Source organism: Nocardioides campestrisoli, from assembly GCF_013624435.2.
Lineage (GTDB): Bacteria > Actinomycetota > Actinomycetes > Propionibacteriales > Nocardioidaceae > Nocardioides > Nocardioides campestrisoli.
Window position 1 is genome coordinate 2,586,899 of the sequence record NZ_CP061768.1, and the last position, 15,628, is coordinate 2,602,526.

General features: G+C 72.5%; 13 protein-coding genes and 1 other RNA gene. 6 read left to right on the forward strand and 8 right to left on the reverse strand.

The genetic code is table 11. From position 1 onward, the window contains the following. Positions 1-41: 41 nt before the first annotated feature. Positions 42-2,081, reverse strand: coding sequence for an NAD(+) synthase (locus tag H8838_RS12155; RefSeq protein WP_181311328.1), 2,040 nt, complete (start codon positions 2,079-2,081; stop codon positions 42-44). Between the two features lie 132 nt (positions 2,082-2,213). Between H8838_RS12155 and panB the strand changes: the two genes are divergently transcribed. Both panB and H8838_RS12165 read left to right on the forward strand, forming a co-directional pair. Then, on the forward strand, positions 2,214-3,080 hold the full coding sequence (gene panB / locus H8838_RS12160) for a 3-methyl-2-oxobutanoate hydroxymethyltransferase (protein ID WP_181311329.1): 867 nt from the start codon (positions 2,214-2,216) through the stop codon (positions 3,078-3,080). Between the two features lie 68 nt (positions 3,081-3,148). Beyond that, the gene (locus H8838_RS12165; protein ID WP_181311330.1) at positions 3,149-4,354 is read left to right on the forward strand and encodes a PQQ-dependent sugar dehydrogenase; all 1,206 of its coding nucleotides are present in this window, start codon (positions 3,149-3,151) and stop codon (positions 4,352-4,354) included. A 16-nt stretch (positions 4,355-4,370) separates the two neighbouring features. On the opposite strand, the gene H8838_RS12170 is transcribed toward H8838_RS12165, so the two are convergent. After that, entirely contained in the window at positions 4,371-4,589 is a 219-nt protein-coding gene (locus H8838_RS12170; RefSeq protein WP_181311331.1) for an SPOR domain-containing protein, read from the reverse strand. Between the two features lie 25 nt (positions 4,590-4,614). On the opposite strand from H8838_RS12170, the gene map reads away from it, so the two are divergent. Beyond that, positions 4,615-5,463 carry a type I methionyl aminopeptidase gene (gene map, locus H8838_RS12175; protein ID WP_444875241.1) on the forward strand — a complete coding sequence of 283 codons (849 nt, stop codon included), beginning with the start codon at positions 4,615-4,617 and terminating at the stop codon, positions 5,461-5,463. Between the two features lie 52 nt (positions 5,464-5,515). On the opposite strand, the gene H8838_RS12180 is transcribed toward map, so the two are convergent. After that, complete coding sequence (locus H8838_RS12180; RefSeq protein WP_224766100.1) at positions 5,516-5,935, reverse strand: tetratricopeptide repeat protein; 420 nt, start codon at positions 5,933-5,935, stop codon at positions 5,516-5,518. Between the two features lie 55 nt (positions 5,936-5,990). Here H8838_RS12180 and rnpB point away from each other — a divergent pair. Then, an RNA gene (gene rnpB / locus H8838_RS12185) (RNase P RNA component class A) lies at positions 5,991-6,377 on the forward strand. A 409-nt stretch (positions 6,378-6,786) separates the two neighbouring features. Here the strand turns inward: rnpB and H8838_RS12190 are convergent. Both H8838_RS12190 and H8838_RS12195 read right to left on the reverse strand, forming a co-directional pair. After that, on the reverse strand, positions 6,787-7,314 hold the full coding sequence (locus tag H8838_RS12190) for a helix-turn-helix domain-containing protein (protein ID WP_224766101.1): 528 nt from the start codon (positions 7,312-7,314) through the stop codon (positions 6,787-6,789). A 157-nt stretch (positions 7,315-7,471) separates the two neighbouring features. Continuing rightward, the gene (locus H8838_RS12195) at positions 7,472-8,818 is read right to left on the reverse strand and encodes a wax ester/triacylglycerol synthase domain-containing protein (RefSeq protein WP_185996356.1); all 1,347 of its coding nucleotides are present in this window, start codon (positions 8,816-8,818) and stop codon (positions 7,472-7,474) included. A gap of 105 nt (positions 8,819-8,923) precedes the next feature. On the opposite strand from H8838_RS12195, the gene H8838_RS12200 reads away from it, so the two are divergent. Continuing rightward, positions 8,924-9,580: a hypothetical protein gene (locus H8838_RS12200; RefSeq protein ID WP_185996357.1), complete on the forward strand. Its 657-nt coding sequence runs from the start codon at positions 8,924-8,926 to the stop codon at positions 9,578-9,580. Positions 9,581-9,598: 18 nt separating this feature from the next. On the opposite strand, the gene hrpB is transcribed toward H8838_RS12200, so the two are convergent. Further along, positions 9,599-12,148 carry an ATP-dependent helicase HrpB gene (hrpB, locus tag H8838_RS12205; RefSeq protein ID WP_185996358.1) on the reverse strand — a complete coding sequence of 850 codons (2,550 nt, stop codon included), beginning with the start codon at positions 12,146-12,148 and terminating at the stop codon, positions 9,599-9,601. Positions 12,149-12,289: 141 nt separating this feature from the next. Here hrpB and H8838_RS12210 point away from each other — a divergent pair, with 141 nt between their 5' ends. Beyond that, a complete protein-coding gene (locus H8838_RS12210; RefSeq protein ID WP_185996359.1) occupies positions 12,290-13,642 on the forward strand; it encodes a carotenoid oxygenase family protein in 1,353 nt (450 codons plus the stop codon). Between the two features lie 77 nt (positions 13,643-13,719). Here the strand turns inward: H8838_RS12210 and H8838_RS12215 are convergent, their stop codons facing one another. Next, the gene (locus H8838_RS12215; protein ID WP_185996360.1) at positions 13,720-14,388 is read right to left on the reverse strand and encodes a hypothetical protein; all 669 of its coding nucleotides are present in this window, start codon (positions 14,386-14,388) and stop codon (positions 13,720-13,722) included. A gap of 76 nt (positions 14,389-14,464) precedes the next feature. Next, positions 14,465-15,577 carry a DUF4082 domain-containing protein gene (locus H8838_RS12220; protein WP_185996361.1) on the reverse strand — a complete coding sequence of 371 codons (1,113 nt, stop codon included), beginning with the start codon at positions 15,575-15,577 and terminating at the stop codon, positions 14,465-14,467. Positions 15,578-15,628: the final 51 nt, after the last annotated feature.

The following is a 15,628-nucleotide window of genomic DNA, read 5'->3' on the forward strand; positions in this document are numbered from 1 at the left end:
CCGGTGGGCCTTCCACGCGCGGATCACCCAAACGGACACGCTCAGCCGCGCGGCACCCTCTCCAGGTCGGCCAGCCAGGCGTCCACGCGGGCGTCCGAGGGCATCCGCCAGTCCCCTCGCGGCGACATCGTCCCGCCCGCGCTCACCTTGGGTCCGTTGGGCAGCGCGCTGCGCTTGAACTGGGAGGCGAAGAACCGCCGGAGGAAGACCTCCAGCCACCGGCGGACCGTGGCCAGGTCGTACGCCGGCCGGTCCTGCTCCGGATAGCCGGGCGGCCACTCCCCCGCCTCGGCGTCGGCCCACGCGTGCATCGCGAGGAACGCGATGCGGGCGGGCGAGTGGCCCTGCCGCACCAGGTGGAACAGGGTGAAGTCCTGCAGGGCGTAGGGGCCGACCGAGTCCTCGGTGGCCTGCGGCTTGTCCCCCTCGACGGTGGGGATCAGCTCGGGGGTGATCTCCTGACGCAGGATCTCGGCCAGCACCGCGTCCGCGCCGGCCTCGAGCTCGTCGTGGCTGATCACCCAGCGGATCAGGTGCTGCACCAGGGTCTTGGGCACGCCGGCGTTGACGTTGTAGTGCGACATCTGGTCGCCCACGCCGTAGGTGCACCACCCCAGCGCCAGCTCGGAGAGGTCGCCGGTGCCGACCACGATCCCGCCGCGCTGGTTGGCCAGCCGGAACAGGTAGTCGTAGCGCAGGCCCGCCTGGATGTTCTCGAAGGTGACGTCGAAGACCTTCTCGCCGCGGGCGTAGGGGTGGCCCAGGTCGGCGAGCATCTGCTCGGCGGCGGGCCGGATGTCGATCTCCTCGAAGGTCACCCCGAGGGCGGTCGCGAGCCGGGTGGCGTACGACTTGCTGGTGTCGCCGGTGGCGAAGCCCGGCATGGTGAACGCCAGGATGTCGCTGCGCGGGCGACCCAGGCGGTCCATCGCCTTCGCGGCCACGATCAGCGCGTGCGTGGAGTCCAGCCCGCCGCTGACCCCGATCACCGGCCGCGGGTGCCCGATCGAGACCAGCCGCTGCTCCAGGCCGGAGACCTGGATGTTGTAGGCCTCGAAGCAGTCCTGGGCGAGCCGCTCGGGGTCGTCGGGGACGAACGGGAAGCGGTCCACCTTGCGGCGCAGCCCCACGTCGCCCGTCGGGGGCTCGAGGGTGAGGTCCACCGTCCGGAACGACGTGCCCGCCGTGCCGACGCTGCGGCGGTTGTCGTCGAAGGTGCCCTGCCGCAGCCGCTCAGCGCGCAGCCTCGTCAGGTCCACGTCGACCACCGTGCGCTGGGCGTCCTCGGGGAACCGCGGGCTCTCCCCCAGCAGGTCGCCCACCTCGTAGACCATCGTCTGGCCGTCCCAGCTCAGGTCGGTCGTCGACTCGCCCTGGCCCGCGGCGGCGTAGACGTAGGCGGCCAGGCATCGGGCGCTGGCGCTGCGCACCAGCAGGCGTCGCTCCTCGGCGCGGCCGACGGTGATCGGGCTGCCGGAGAGGTTGAGCAGCACCGTGGCACCGGCCAGGGCGGCACGCGCGCTGGGCGGGACGGGGACCCACATGTCCTCGCACACCTCGACGTGGACCACCAGCCCCGGCACGTCGACGGCGCGGAACAGCAGGTCTGGACCCAAGGGGGCGACCTGACCGGCGACCGCGACCTCGTGACCGGCCAGGTCGTCGCCGGGCGCGAACCAGCGGCGCTCGTAGAACTCCCGGTAGGTGGGCAGGTTCGACTTCGGCGCGACGCCGAGCACGCGGCCGCGGTGGATCACCACCGCGCAGTTGAGCACCCGGGACCCGTGCACCACCGGGGCGCCGACGACCAGCACCGGTCGCAGGTCACGGCTCGCCTCGACCACGGTCCGCAGCCCGTCGTCGACGGCGGCGAGCAAGGTGTCCTGGAGGAAGAGGTCGTCGACGGAGTAGCCGCTCAGGCACAGCTCGGGGAAGACGGCGACCGCGACCGCGTCGTCGTGGCACGCCCGCGCCTGCTCGACCACGCGGCGGGCGTTGGTCGAGGGGTCGGCGAGCGCGACCGGCAGCGTGCAGGCCGCGATCCGGGCGAACCCCTGGGCGTAGGCGGAGTAGAAGTCCACGCCCGGAGTCTAGGTGCGGACGAGCCGGGCGTGGCGCCCGCCACATCGCCAACCTCATGGAGAGGAATAGCCTGTCCGCGGTCCGTGGACTCCAGCGGGGAGCCGCGAGACGAGCCAGAGGAGAGCAAGCCCATGAGCGAGCAGCAGCACGGCGACGTCGGCGCGCCGTACGGTTCCGGCGCCGCGGCGCCCGGCCCGACCCCGGTCAAGCGCGTGCGGACCCACCACCTGCGGGAGATGAAGGAGCGCGGCGAGCGCTTCACCATGCTCACCGCCTACGACATGTACACCGCCGCCACGTTCGACGAGGCGGGCATCGAGGTGCTGCTGGTCGGCGACTCCGCGTCCAACAACGTGCTCGGCAACGAGACCTCCCTGCCGATCACCGTCGACGAGCTGCTCCCCCTGACCCGCGCGGTCGCCCGGTCGGCGCGACGGGCGCTGGTGGTCGGCGACCTCCCGTTCGGCTCCTACCAGGCCTCCCCCGAGCAGGGCTACCTGACCGCGGCCCGGTTCATGAAGGAGGGCGGCGCACACTGCGTCAAGCTCGAGGGCGGCGTCGAGATGGTGCCGGTGATCGAGAAGCTGACCCGGGGCGGCATCCCGGTGATGGCCCACATCGGCTTCACCCCGCAGAGCGAGCACACCCTGGGCGGCTACCGGGTGCAGGGCCGGGGCGACGCCGCCGAGCGGGTGCTCGCCGACGCGCGCGCGGTCGAGGAGGCCGGCGCCTTCGCCGTGGTGATGGAGATGGTCCCCGGCGACGTGGCCAGCGAGGTGACCAGCACCCTGACGATCCCCACCATCGGCATCGGCGCCGGTCCGGGCTGCGACGGCCAGGTCCTGGTCTGGCAGGACGCCTTCGGGCTGCGCACGGGCAAGATGGCCCGGTTCGTCAAGCAGTACGCCGACGTGCACGGCGTCCTGCTCGACGCGGCGAAGGCGTACGCGGACGACGTCCGGGGCGGCACGTTCCCGGGTCCGGAGCACACGTTCTGAGCGTCCTGAGCCTCACGGGGGCTGCTGGCGGTTCCGATCGCCCCGAGGGCGGCGTAACCTCCGGGCCCATGCGCACCCGGACGTCAGCCGCTGCCCTGCTCCTGCTCGCCACGTCGCTCAGCGGCGTGGCGCTGGCCCCGCCGGGCGCAGCGTCGGACGGGCCGAAGCCCGCCGCGCGAGCCGCCACCCCGGCGACCTCGGTGGTTGGGCAGGCGACTGCCCGCCGGGCGGGCGTGCCGCGGCTGCGCGTCCGGACGGTCGCGCGGCGCCTCGACCTGCCCTGGGACGTCCAGCGCGCTCCGGGTGGCGGTGTCCTGGTGACCGAGCGCGAGCGCGCGCGGGTCAGCCTGGTCCGCAAGGGACGACGTACGACCGTGGCCAACCTGCGCTCGCTGGTGCAGGTCACTGGCGAGATCGGCCTGATGTCGATGGCGCTCGACGCATCCAGCCGGACCCTGTGGGCCTGCCACGGCGCTCGCACCCGGGCGGGCATGGAGGTGCGGGTGACCAGGTGGCGGGCGAACCGGTCCTGGACCCGGCTGCGCATGCCGCGCACGGTGCTGGGAGGCATCCCGCTGACCATGGGCAAGCACGGCGGGTGCCGGCTGCTGGTCGACCGCCGTGACGGCGCGCTCCTGGTGGGCACCGGCGACACCGGGGTCAGCGGCGTGCCGCGGGACCTGGACTCCCTCGGCGGCAAGGTGCTGCGGCTCGACGGCCGGACCGGTGAGCCGATGCCCGACAACCCGTGGGCGGGCGCCGCCACGGCACGGCGCTACGTCCTCACCTACGGCCACCGCAACGTCCAAGGGCTGGCCCAGCGGGCCGACGGCTCCCTGTGGTCGGTCGAGCACGGCACCGACCGCGACGACGAGGTCAACCTGCTGGTTCCTGGTGGTGACTACGGGTGGCAGCCGGGGCCGGGGTACGACGAGTCCGCGCCGATGACCGACCACTCGCTGCCCGGCGTCCAGATCGACGCCCGGTGGAGCTCGGGGCGACCGACCGTGGCCACCTCCGGCGCCGCCTGGGTCCGCGGCAAGCAGTGGGGACGCCTCGACGGCACCCTGGCGGTCGCGGCGCTCAAGGGCAGCCGGGTGCTGTTCATGCGGTTCGACGCCGACGGTGAGCTCCGCCAGGTCCGAGCACCGAAGGAGCTGCGCAGGTACGGACGGCTGCGCAGCGTGACCTCGCTGCCCGGCGGCGACCTCCTGGTCACCACCTCGAACGGCGCCGGCCGCGACCGGGTGCTCCGGGTCTCGCCACGAGGCTGAGCGGCGCTGAGGAGCCTCAGCTCTTGGCCGGGTCCGGCTCGTCGTCCTCGTCGTCGTCGTTCCAGACCGGGTCGTTGTCCCAGGACTCGTTGCGCTCCTGGACCCGCTCGAGCGCCTGCTCGGCCTCGGCGGCGGTCGAGTAGGGCCCGAGCCGGTCGGCGTTCTTGCAGCCGTCGCGTCCCTCCACCGCGTGGTGGGTCAGGCAGAACCAGTACTGCGGCTTTGTGTCGCTCATGCCTGCTGAAACTACACTCGCGGGCGTGACTCCCGTAGTGGCCGCGCCCGTCTCCCCCCGCCGTCCTGTTCCTGCCTCGATCGTCCGGCCGGAGTACGTCGACCGCCCCAAGCCGGCGCCGTTCGAGGGCTCGGAGGTCAAGGACGCGGAGACGATCGAGAAGATGCGCGTCGCCGGCCGGCTGGCCGCCCAGGCCCGCGAGCTCGTGGGCTCCCACGTGGCGCCGGGCGTGACCACCGACGAGCTGGACCGGATCGGCCACGAGTTCCTCTGCGACCACGGCGCCTACCCCTCCACCCTGGGCTACCGCGGCTTCCCGAAGTCGTTGTGCTCGAGCGTCAACGAGGTGATCTGCCACGGCATCCCCGACGCCCGCGTGGTGGAGGACGGCGACATCGTCAACATCGACATCACCGCCTACCTGGACGGCGTCCACGGCGACACGAACGCCACGTTCCTGGCCGGCGACGTCGACGAGGAGTCACGCCTCCTGGTCGAGCGGACCAAGGAGGCGCTGGAGCGGGGCATCAAGGCGGTGCGCCCGGGTCGCCGGGTCAACGTGATCGGCCGGGTCATCGAGTCCTTCGCCAAGCGCTACGGCTACGGCGTGGTCCGCGAGTTCACCGGTCACGGGATCGGCACGTCGTTCCACTCCGGCCTGGTCATCCCCCACTACGACACCGACCACTACGACGACCTGATCGAGGTCGGGATGACGTTCACCATCGAGCCGATGCTCAACCTCGGCACCCATGAGTGGGAGATGTGGGACGACGGCTGGACCGTGGTCACCAAGGACCTGCGTCGCAGCGCGCAGTTCGAGCACACGCTGCTGGTCACCGCGGACGGCGCCGAGGTGCTGACCAACCCCTGAGCCTGCTCGAGCAAGGCCGGCTCAGGCAGGGCCGAGCGGGGGTGGCGCTTGCTCAGCCACGGTCCTGTCGACGAGCGATCTCCTGCTCCACCCGGAAGACGGCGGCCCGGTGGTCGTAGTCGCCGGACATCACCGCCGCCAGGCGCAGGTGCGGGAGCGCCTCCTCCAGCTTTCCCTGGCGCTCCAGGACGCGGCCCAGCGCGTGCCGGGACCAGTCGTCGCTGGGGTTCTCCTCGACCAGCGACCGGAGCTCCTCCTCGGCCCTGCCGAGCTGGGCCCGGATCATCCAGGCCCAGGCGCGCAGCGTCCGCAGCCCGGTGTTCTCCGGCTCCGCCTCGAGGGCCGGCTCGAGCAGCCCGAGCGCCTCCTCCGGCGCGCGGCGCGCCAGCAGGTCGTACGCCGCGGCGTACGCCTTCTCGTGCTGCCGCATCCCGGGGAAGACCATCGGGGGGACCTGGTACTCCTGCTCCATGTCGGGGTCAACGCGTCGGCCCGGAGCGAGATTCCCCTAGACTCGGGTCTGCGAATGGGTCAGCCGGGCGATCGCGTCGGCGCAGGAGACTGCGCTGCCGAGGAAAGTCCGGGCTCCACAGGGCAAGGTGGTGGGTAACACCCACCCGGGGTGACCCGCGGGAAAGTGCCACAGAGAACAGACCGCCGCTCTCCGGAGCGGTAAGGGTGAAACGGCGGTGCAAGAGACCACCAGCGCCCCGGGAGACCGGGGCGGCTAGGCAAACCCCACCTGGAGCAAGGTCAAGAAGTCACCCGTCCGCGGGTGACGCGTGCGCGTTCGAGGGCGGCCCGCCCGAGTGCACGGGTAGATCGCAGGAGGCGGCCGGCAACGGTCGTCGTAGATGGATGATCGCCCCCGCCTCACGGCGGGACAGAACCCGGCTTACAGGCTGACCCATTCGCTCCAGCCCTGTGTCCTGCGGAAACGCAGGTCACAGGGAAGTGCTGTGCCCCGTGGTGGCCGCGCTCCCCCCAGATGCCGGCAGACGCCGTCGATGACGCCGTCGCCGACCGGGATCGTCCTCGTCGAGGAAGGCGCCTCGCGCGGGGCGCGGATCGTCTCGGGCCCTCAAGTCGAGGCAAGCCAGGCTGACGCCCGAGCAGCAGCGGACTCGTAGCGTGCCGGCACGGTTGCCAGCCTAGCCGCGATCACCGAACGATCCACTAGCTCAGAGACTGACCGTCGCGCCCTCGGGCAACTGGCTCTCATCAAAAGTACCGAGGATGGCCTGCGACCCGACGATGATCACCTCCGGTCGGCCGATGATCTGGCACGCGTCCGGATCGCGTGCTCAAGCTGGTCGCGGCGCATCAGCCGGCTCGCTTCAGACCCCGGAGGACCTCAAGACGCTCGACGTCCGGGAGCAGTCCACCCATCGGCGAGACCTCGCGCATCTCGATCGAGTCGCGGTCCAGGCCCGTCATCGCCTGTCGGAGCCCACGGAGGTCACGACGATCGATCAGGTCCTGCCAGCGCTCGATGTTGTCGAGGTGGACGCTCCCCCGCACCGACGTGCGTTCGCGCTCGAGATTCCGCCGTAGCGTCGGGAGCCACTCCTCCAGAGTCTCGCGGGTGAGGTGGGTGGACAGCTGTCGGTGCAGGCTCCAGGACCGTCGCTCGGAGTGCGTCAGCTCGGGGCTCACCGGGCGCCGGACCACCTCGAGCCGGTGGCCCATGCACGAGAGCAGCCGGTCGAGCTGTTCGTCGCTGAGGTCAACCCTGCCGGAGAGGAACTGGCTGATGCTCGGCTGGTGCACCCCACTGATTCGCGACAGCGTCGTCTGGGTGGTGCCGGTCTGCAGCATCACCTGACGGAGGATGTCACGTCGCGAGGACATGAAATCAACATAGCAACGATTGCTATATCCTCGGGCATCACCATCCAGACCCAGTAGACACGCCTGGGGGCTGGGAGTCTGCCTGCCGACCTGCGGCGGCCACCACGCTCAGAGGCCGAACCCTCGAGGTCGGTTCGGGGGCGCGGACGCACCAGGCTTACTCGTGGACGGTGAGTCCCGTCAGCTCGCCTGCGAGCGCGTCGGCGACCAGCGCGTGGTCGGGCATGCAGTCCGGGTCGTACACGACCGCGATCAGCAGTCGTCCTGCGTATGAGAGCACGTCGAAGGAGACGGTGACGTTCCCGGGGACGGTCGCGATCGGCACCAGCCGGCGGACCCGGGTGCCGGCGATCGCAACCGGTTCCGCCGGGCCACGCAGATTGGTGAGGAAGGTGTGCACCAGCCGTTGACGACGTACGAACCACTGGAAGATCCCGACCGCGGCCAGGCCACGGAAGAGCACCGAGAGCACGGCGCCTGAGCTGGCGCGCGGAGCAAGCGTGCCGAGGCGGGCGCGCTGGTCACGGACCGCGGCGAGCCTGAGTGCTGGGTCCTCGTCCAGCGGTACCGCGACGGGGAGTACGCCGACCTGGTTGCCGAGGTCTGCGGACGAGGTGGCCGACCGGCCGCTCACGGGGACCGAGATCAGCACGTGGTCGAGCTGCTCGTCGCGAGCAGCGAGGAGGCGTCGCAGCGCTCCGCTCACGGCCACGAGCAGCAGGTCGTTCACGGTCGCGCCATGCGCGTGGGCGGCCGCGACGACTGGCGCGAGGTCTACCTCGACCATCTCGACGCACCGACTCGACGACGTGGGCTGCAACAGGCTCGTCCGGCCCGCCTCCCGGCGGGGGATGCCACCGAGCTCGCGCAGGCCGGCGACGAGACCGCGAACCGTGTTCGGTGCCGAGCGGAGCCCCGACCACCGCCGGGTCCAGGCGTCGCGGGCGAGCTCGCGGCGACTCGGCGCAGGACTCGGCGCAGGACTCGGCGCAGGACTCGGCGCAGGAATCGGGGTGCCCTGGGGCCCACGGGTGTCGTCGCTGTCGACCAGCTCGACCAGGACCGCCAGTCCACCGATGCCGTCGGCGAGCACGTGGTGCATCACCACCGCCAGGCCGCGGGCGCGACCAGCTGTGTCGGCGTACACCACCGCACGCCACAGCGGACGGTCGCGCGGTAGTCGCCGGAGGACGTCGTCGACCGCGGTGCCGACAAGCCCGGCATCCCCGGACGGCGCGGTCGCGATGGTGACGAGGCCTTTGGTGCCGAGAGGTGCGGCCTCCCAGTAGGGCCGTCCGCAGCCCCAGGGTGCACGTCGCAGCCGGTCACCGAGACGCGGGACGCGGGCAAGCCGTTGCTCGACGACCGAGGCCAGCTCTGCAGCGCTCGGCCCGCTGTCCTCCTCGAGGAGCAGGGCTGCGCCGACCTGCATCGGCACCGGTCCGCGGTCCGTGGCGACACTGGTCAGGTCGTTCGTCGAAAGCCGCGTGATCGGCAAGCCCACGACTCAACAGTAGGCCTCGGTCCTGCGGCCAGCAGTGCCACGAGGAGCCCCGGGAGGGTCCAACGACTCGGTTCGCATTCGCATGACCTGGCTAGCGTGGACCGTGTGAGCGAACTCACCGTGGTCCCGGTCCGCCCTCCCGTCCGGGGAGCCGTCATCGTCCTCGACGTGGCGGCCAAGACGATGTTGCTGCTCCTGCTGATGACCGCGCTCCGGTACCCGGAGCTGGGCCATCTCCAGGGCAAGGGCGCGACCGCCCGGGCGGTCGGCTACCCGTTGGCGGCGTTCATCATCCCGGCCGCGTGGTTCCTCCTCTGGCGCCGCCGGGTGACGTTCCCGTGGATCGTGGACCTGCTGGTGACCCTCACCTGCTTCACGGACACGCTGGGCAACCGGATGGACCTCTACGACACGATCCGGCGATTCGACGACCTGATGCACTTCGTCAACACCGGGGCGCTGACGGCTGCGTTCATCCTCCTCACCATGTCGCCGCAGGCGTCCCGAGGGCAGGTGTTCGAGCGCTCGCTGGCCTTCGGCGTCACCGCGGCGCTCGGCTGGGAGATCGCCGAGTACTACGCCTTCCTCAGCACCTCGGGCGTGATCGACCGGTACGCCGACACGCTGGGAGACATGGCGCTCGGTTCGCTCGGCTCGGTGGCCGCGGGGCAGCTCGTGTACTGGGCCTGGCAGCACCACCACCTCCTGACTGCCGGGCCACAACCACTGAACAGGGCGCCGAGCAGGAGCACTGAGTTCTGAGCAGGGAGAGCCTGCCAGTCACCGTCGGGGCGTGTTCGTACGTCGGGTGGCCGGCGCGGTGCGCGGGTCCTCGGGCCACGCGTGCTTGGGGTAGCGCCCGCGCAGGTCGGCACGCACGCCCGGGTAGCCGTTGTCCCAGAAGGAGTCCAGGTCGGCCGTGATCGCTGCCGGGCGGCGCGCGGGCGAGAGCAGGTGCAGCAGGAGCGGGACGCGCCCGTCCGCGAGCGCCGGCACCGCGGTCCAGCCGAACACCTCCTGCAGCCGCACCGCGAGCACCGGCTGCTCGGCGGAGTAGTCGATCCGCACGCTCGACCCGCTGGGCACCTCCACCCGCTCGGGCGCCAGCTCGTCGAGCCGGCCAGCCTGGGGCCACGGCAACAGCGCCCGGAGCGCGGCAGCGACGTCGATCCGGCGCAGGTCCTGGGCCGACCGGACCCGTGCCAGCTGCGACCCCAGCCACGACTCGAGATCCTGTGTCAGCGCCTCGTCACTCACGTCGGACCACGGGTCGCCGAGAGCCCGGTGCAGGAAGGCGAGGCGGGCACGCAGCGCGACGGCCGCCTCCGACCAGGTGAGCAGACCGATCCCCTCACTCCTCAGGGCCTCCCGAATCGCGGCGGTCACCGCCTGCGCCGGTGGCTCGGTCAGCGGGACGGAGCCGAGCTCGATCGCGCCCAACAGCCTGCGTCGGCGGGCCAGCACCCGCCCGCCGGTCCAGGTGACCTCGTCCACCTCGGTCCACAGGGAGCCCGCCGCCTCCAGCGCGAGGTCCTCGGTGAGCGGGGCCGCCGCCCGGATCCGCGCCTCACGTTGGCCTGCGCGCCGCTCCGCGTCGCCGACGGCGAGCCACTCCAGGCCAGCCAGAGGACCGGGATCCCTCGGGTCGAGCGCCGCGCCCGTCCCGGATGTCATCAGATAGCTCGAGGCACCGGAGCGCTTGCGCGCGATCCGGTCCGGGTGCGCCAGGGCCACCACCAGTCCGACGGCGACGTCGTCGGTCAGCGACCGTCCGGCACCGGGCTTCACTCCCCCGTCCCCGTCGACGTGCTCGGCCGCGATCCTCTCCAGACGCTTCACCTGGGTCCGCCACGACCCGGACCGCTGGCCCGAGCGCAGCGACCGCAACGCTGCGACGAGATCGGCGCCGGGAGCGCGCACGTCCTCGCTCAGCAGCGCGACCACCTCGGCGGCCCGCCTGCCCCCGACCAGAGGCGCCCCGTCGAGCAGGGCCCGCGCCAGCCGCGGGTCGACCGGCACGCCGGCGATCAGCCGGCCTCGTGGGGTGGCGTGGCCGTCGTCGGTCATCGCGCCCAGCTCGACCAGCACCTCCCGGGCGGCCGACAGCGCGTGCGCCGGCGGCTGGTCGAGCAGCGCCAGGTCGCGGACGTCCCGGCTCCCCCAGCACGCCACCTCCAGGGCGAAGCCCGTCAGGTCGGCGGTGGCGATCTCGGGCTCCGGGTGCGCGGGCAGGTGCGCGTGCTCCGCCTCGGACCAGCACCGCAGCACGGCCCCCGGTCCCAGACGTCCGGCCCGGCCCGCCCGTTGCTCGGCCGCAGCCCGGCTCACCGCGACGGTGACCAGGGAGGCCAGTCCGCGACGGTGGTCGGTGCGCGGCTCGCGGGAGAACCCGGCGTCCACCACGACGCGAACCCCGGGCACCGTCAGCGACGACTCGGCCACGGCGGTCGAGACGATCACCCGACGGCGCGGGCCCTCGCCCCCACGGTTCTCCCCCAGCGCCCGGTCCTGCTCGGCGGCGGAGAGACGTCCGTGCAGGGCGTGCACGTCCGCGTCCACGCCGCCGAGGCGACGCACGGTCGCCTCGACCTCCGCGACACCCGGCACGAAGACCAGGACGTCGCCCTCGTGCTCGGCGAGCGCCCGGCGCACGGTCGCAGCGACGTGGTCGTGGAAGGCCGGGGTGATCCCCCGGTCGTCGGTACGGCGCAGCCCCGCCGGCAGCGGGCACCAGACCGTCTGGACCGGGTGCAGGGCACCCGGCACGTCGATGACCGGGGCAGGCTCGTCGCCTCCACCGAGCAGGGCTGCCGTCTGTTCGGCCTCGAGGGTGGCCGACATCGCCACCAGCGACAGGTCCTCCCGCAGGTTGGCCCGGACGTCGATCAGCAGCGCCAGGGTCAGGTCGGCGTCGAGGTGGCGCTCATGCACCTCGTCGAGCACGACCGCCCCGACCCCGGCCAGCTCGGGATCGTGCTGGAGGCGACGGAGCAGCAGGCCGGTCGTGACCACCTCGACCCGGGTACGTCGACTCGTGCGCCTGTCTCCGCGTACCGAGTATCCGACCGTCTCCCCCACCGGTTCGCCCAGCAGGTGAGCCAACCGACGGGCGGCAGCGCGAGCCGCGAGGCGGCTGGGCTGGGTGACGACGACTCGTCCGGCGACGACGTCGGCGACCGCGGGTGGGACCAACGTCGTCTTGCCGGTGCCGGGCGGCGCGTGGACCACCGCGACCCCACGGCTCCGGACCGCCTCGTCGAGAGCGGCAAGGCCCGCGGTGACCGGGAGGTCGGGAGGTGCGTCGAGCAGGCTGCGCAGCGGGTCGGGCACTCCTGCAGTGTGCCCGACGCGCCCGACCGGGACTCGGCCTGCCCAGGCCGAGAGGATCCTCGGCTCGGACCGATTGACGCCTCGGGGGCGAGGGTGTCTAGTGGTGGGGTCGGCTCGGCGGCCCGAGGCAGGGAGCAGACGATGACTGCAGCGAAGTACCTCGACGGCAACTTTGCGCCGGTGGCCACTGAGGTGACCGCCACGGAGCTCGAGGTCACGGGCGCGGTGCCGCCGGACCTGGCGGGCAGGTACATCCGCACCGGGCCGAACCCGTTCGCAGCCCAGGACGACACGTACCACTGGTTCGCTGGCGACGGGATGGTGCACGGCGTCGACCTGCACGGCGGCCGGCCGCGCTGGTACCGCAACCGCTGGGTGCGCAGTCCCGAGGCCAGCGCGTACCTCGGTGCGTCCCCCGTACCCCGCGAGGACGGCGGGTGGTACTCCGGCTCGGGAAACACCAACGTGTTCGCCCACGCCGGCCGGATCCTGGCCGTCACCGAGGGATCGCTGCCCTACGAGCTGACGGGCGAGCTGGACACGGTCGCCACGCGCAACTTCGGCGGCCCTCTCCCTGCCGGCCTCAACGCTCACCCCAAGTTCGACCCGGACAGCGGCGAGATGCACGTGATGAGCTACGGGTTCGACAACCCCGCCATGCGCTACCACGTGATCGACCCCGCCGGGGAGCTCGTCAGCACGGTCGACATCGACCTTCCGGCTCCGGTCATGGTCCACGACATGGGCCTGACCGCCTCCCGGGTCGTGCTCTTCGACCTGCCGGTGCTCTTCGACCTGGAGCTCGCCCTCCAGAGCGTTGCCCTGCCCTTCCGCTGGCGTCCCGACAACGGGGCCCGGGTCGGGCTCCTGCCCCGGGCGGGCACCGGGTCCGACGTCGTGTGGATCGACGTCGAGCCGTGCTTCGTCTACCACCCCCTCAACGCCTTCGACGTCGGTGATCGGGTGGTCATCGACCTGGTGGTGCACGACCACGCCTTCGCCGAGGACGGCGAGCCCGTGTCCGACCGCTCCCGCCTGGAGCGCTGGACGATCGACCCGCGCTCACGCAAGGTCCTCACCGAGACGATCGACGATCGCGGTACGGAGTTCCCGCGCGGGGACGAACGACTCACTGGCCGCCCCCACCGCTACGGCTACACGATCGGGGCATCCTCGGTGCGCGACCTGGGCGCCCTAGGTGATGACCCTCGGACCGCTGTGCGCAAGCACGACCTCGTCGGCGGCACCACCGTCGAGCTGGACCTGGGCCCGGGCCGCATCGCCAGCGAGATGGTGTTCGTCCCGGCCGGCCGCGCGGCCGGCGAGGACGACGGCTGGCTCATGGGCTACGTCTACGACGCCGCGCGCGACGCCAGCGACCTGGTGATCATCGATGCCCACGACTTCGCACAACCGGTGGCCACCGTCCATCTGCCGGCCCGGGTGCCGCAGGGATTCCACGGGAGCTGGATCCCCGACTCCGCCCTCGTCTGAGCAGCTCCCACGATGCAGCGCCGTCACCTCGGACAGCCCTCGCGCCGACGGCCCTCGGGTCCGTGCCCGGAGTCCGCTCACCGGCAGATGTTCACGTCCTGGGAGCCGAGGACCCCCTCGAAGGTGCGCCGCATCGGCGGCAGCCACGCCTGGGTGCTGGGCACGAACGCGATGCTCCCCGGCACTCGCCCGTGCACACCGTCGACCTCCACCTGGGCGACGACCAGGGGGATCGTCACCCGGCGTCCTCGGACTCCCTCCCAGCACGCGGAGGCGCGCTGCTTGGCCAACGCCTCGGGGAGCGTCACCGGATCGCCGACCTGCTTGCCGCCGTAGCGCCACGCCACGGTCGTCACGTAGCCCGTCTGCCCCTCCCAGGGCGCCCGGACCGTCGCCGACATCCCGTGGGTGCGCCGCGTGGCGGGCCGGAACGAGACCGTGCCGGCCTCGACCCTGCGCACCCGGGAGGACCACGTCCGCACGTCGCCCCGCGGCGTACGTCGCGCCTGGTGCAGCTGGATCTCGCACCCTTCGCAGTCGGGCACGGTGAAGAGCACCCGGGTCCGGGCGTCGCCGGTGGCGGAGGCCCCTGCGCCCGTGGCGAGGCCGGAGCCGGCAGCGCCGGCCGGCACGCCGGCGACACCGACGACCAGCCCAGTGGCGAGCCCCGTCGCCAGGACGGTCGCCAGTGTGCGGCGCACTCCGCGGAACCGCGCGCCGGCCGACGTCCTGATGGACATGGTCATGATCTCCTCCTCGAGTCTCGACACCCCACAGACGCGGGAACCGTCCGTTCGGTTGCAGCCCGGAGCCGATCCGGCGTCAGCCTCGTCCTCGGGTCTTGAAGTTCCAGGTGGCGTCCTGCCGGCCGGGCTTCTTCGGCTGCTGGTCGAGCCGGTCTCCCCCGGCGTCCCGCACCCGGGTGGTGACCACCACGCGGTAGGAGGTCGCGGGCCTCAGCGACGCCGTGGGCGTCAACGTGACCTCCGCGGCGTTCTTCGACAGCCGCAGCCGCGCCTTGACCGCGGCGCCGTTGCCGCGCAGCAGCCGCACCGCTCGCGGCTTCACGCTGCTCGCCCGGAGCGGCTCGGAGAAGCGGATCCGTACCTGCGCCCGGCCGGAGCGGGGCTTGACCTGCCACCCGACCACGCGCGGGGCCGCCTTGCTGGCCCCCGGAGTCGGAGTGGGGCCCTGCCCCGGCCCACCAGGTCCCCCGCCCGGCGGTCGGGTCGGAGTCGGCGACGGCCCGGGCGCGCCCGCGTCCCGCTGCCACAGCGGTGAGATCCAGTAGTTGGACTGCCGGTGCCCACGCACCGGGTAGGAGCCGCACACGGCGTCGTCGTAGCAGTGCACGCCGTTCGGGCTGGCCTCGGTGTGTGCCAGGGCTGTGACCGGTCCCTCGGTCATCGTGCGGTCGGCGAAGAAGCCGTACTCGAACGCGTACATGGTGCGCGGGCTGAAGTAGGACGCCGTGTAGGTGGCTCCAGGGCCGACCTGCACCGGGGAGTCGAAGGCCACGTCCGTCCATCCGTTCGCCACCCCGGCGGTGACCAGGCCGGAGCCGATCCGGTTGCCCTGCTGGTCCCACAACGACACCCGCAGCTGGGACGGGTCGACCCGGTAGAGGCGGATCCCGGTGACCAGGACAGGGCTCGAGGTCCGGAACCGCACGCCGACCTCCAGGCCGTTGCGCCGATCGTCGGCCACGCAGTAGCCGCGGCTGTCGAGCACCCAGATTCCACAGTCCCCCGCCTGCTGGCGTCCCTGCCTGCCCAAGGCCCACCAGGCCGTCGAGTCCTGCCGCTGCGCCGACGCGCTCGCCCCCACGAAGGACGGTCCGGCGCCCAGCAGGACGGCGAGTGGGACGACCAGGGCCGCGGACGTCAGCAGCGTGGTCAGGACCGCGAGCAAGGTGCGTGTGGGTCGAACGGGCATGTCGGGCTCCGTCATCCTCGGAGCCACCCCCCTGGGGCCCCTGGGATCGCG

Bases quoted from the DNA above. Each gene is read 5' to 3' on its own strand.
- panB (WP_181311329.1), top strand. From the start codon at position 2,214: ATGAGCGAGCAGCAGCACGGCGACGTCGGCGCGCCGTACGGTTCCGGC.
- H8838_RS12165 (WP_181311330.1), top strand. From the start codon at position 3,149: ATGCGCACCCGGACGTCAGCCGCTGCCCTGCTCCTGCTCGCCACGTCG.
- H8838_RS12170 (WP_181311331.1), bottom strand. From the start codon at position 4,589: ATGAGCGACACAAAGCCGCAGTACTGGTTCTGCCTGACCCACCACGCG.
- H8838_RS12180 (WP_224766100.1), bottom strand. From the start codon at position 5,935: ATGGAGCAGGAGTACCAGGTCCCCCCGATGGTCTTCCCCGGGATGCGG.
- H8838_RS12190 (WP_224766101.1), bottom strand. From the start codon at position 7,314: ATGTCCTCGCGACGTGACATCCTCCGTCAGGTGATGCTGCAGACCGGC.
- H8838_RS12210 (WP_185996359.1), top strand. From the start codon at position 12,290: ATGACTGCAGCGAAGTACCTCGACGGCAACTTTGCGCCGGTGGCCACT.
- H8838_RS12215 (WP_185996360.1), bottom strand. From the start codon at position 14,388: ATGACCATGTCCATCAGGACGTCGGCCGGCGCGCGGTTCCGCGGAGTG.
- H8838_RS12220 (WP_185996361.1), bottom strand. From the start codon at position 15,577: ATGCCCGTTCGACCCACACGCACCTTGCTCGCGGTCCTGACCACGCTG.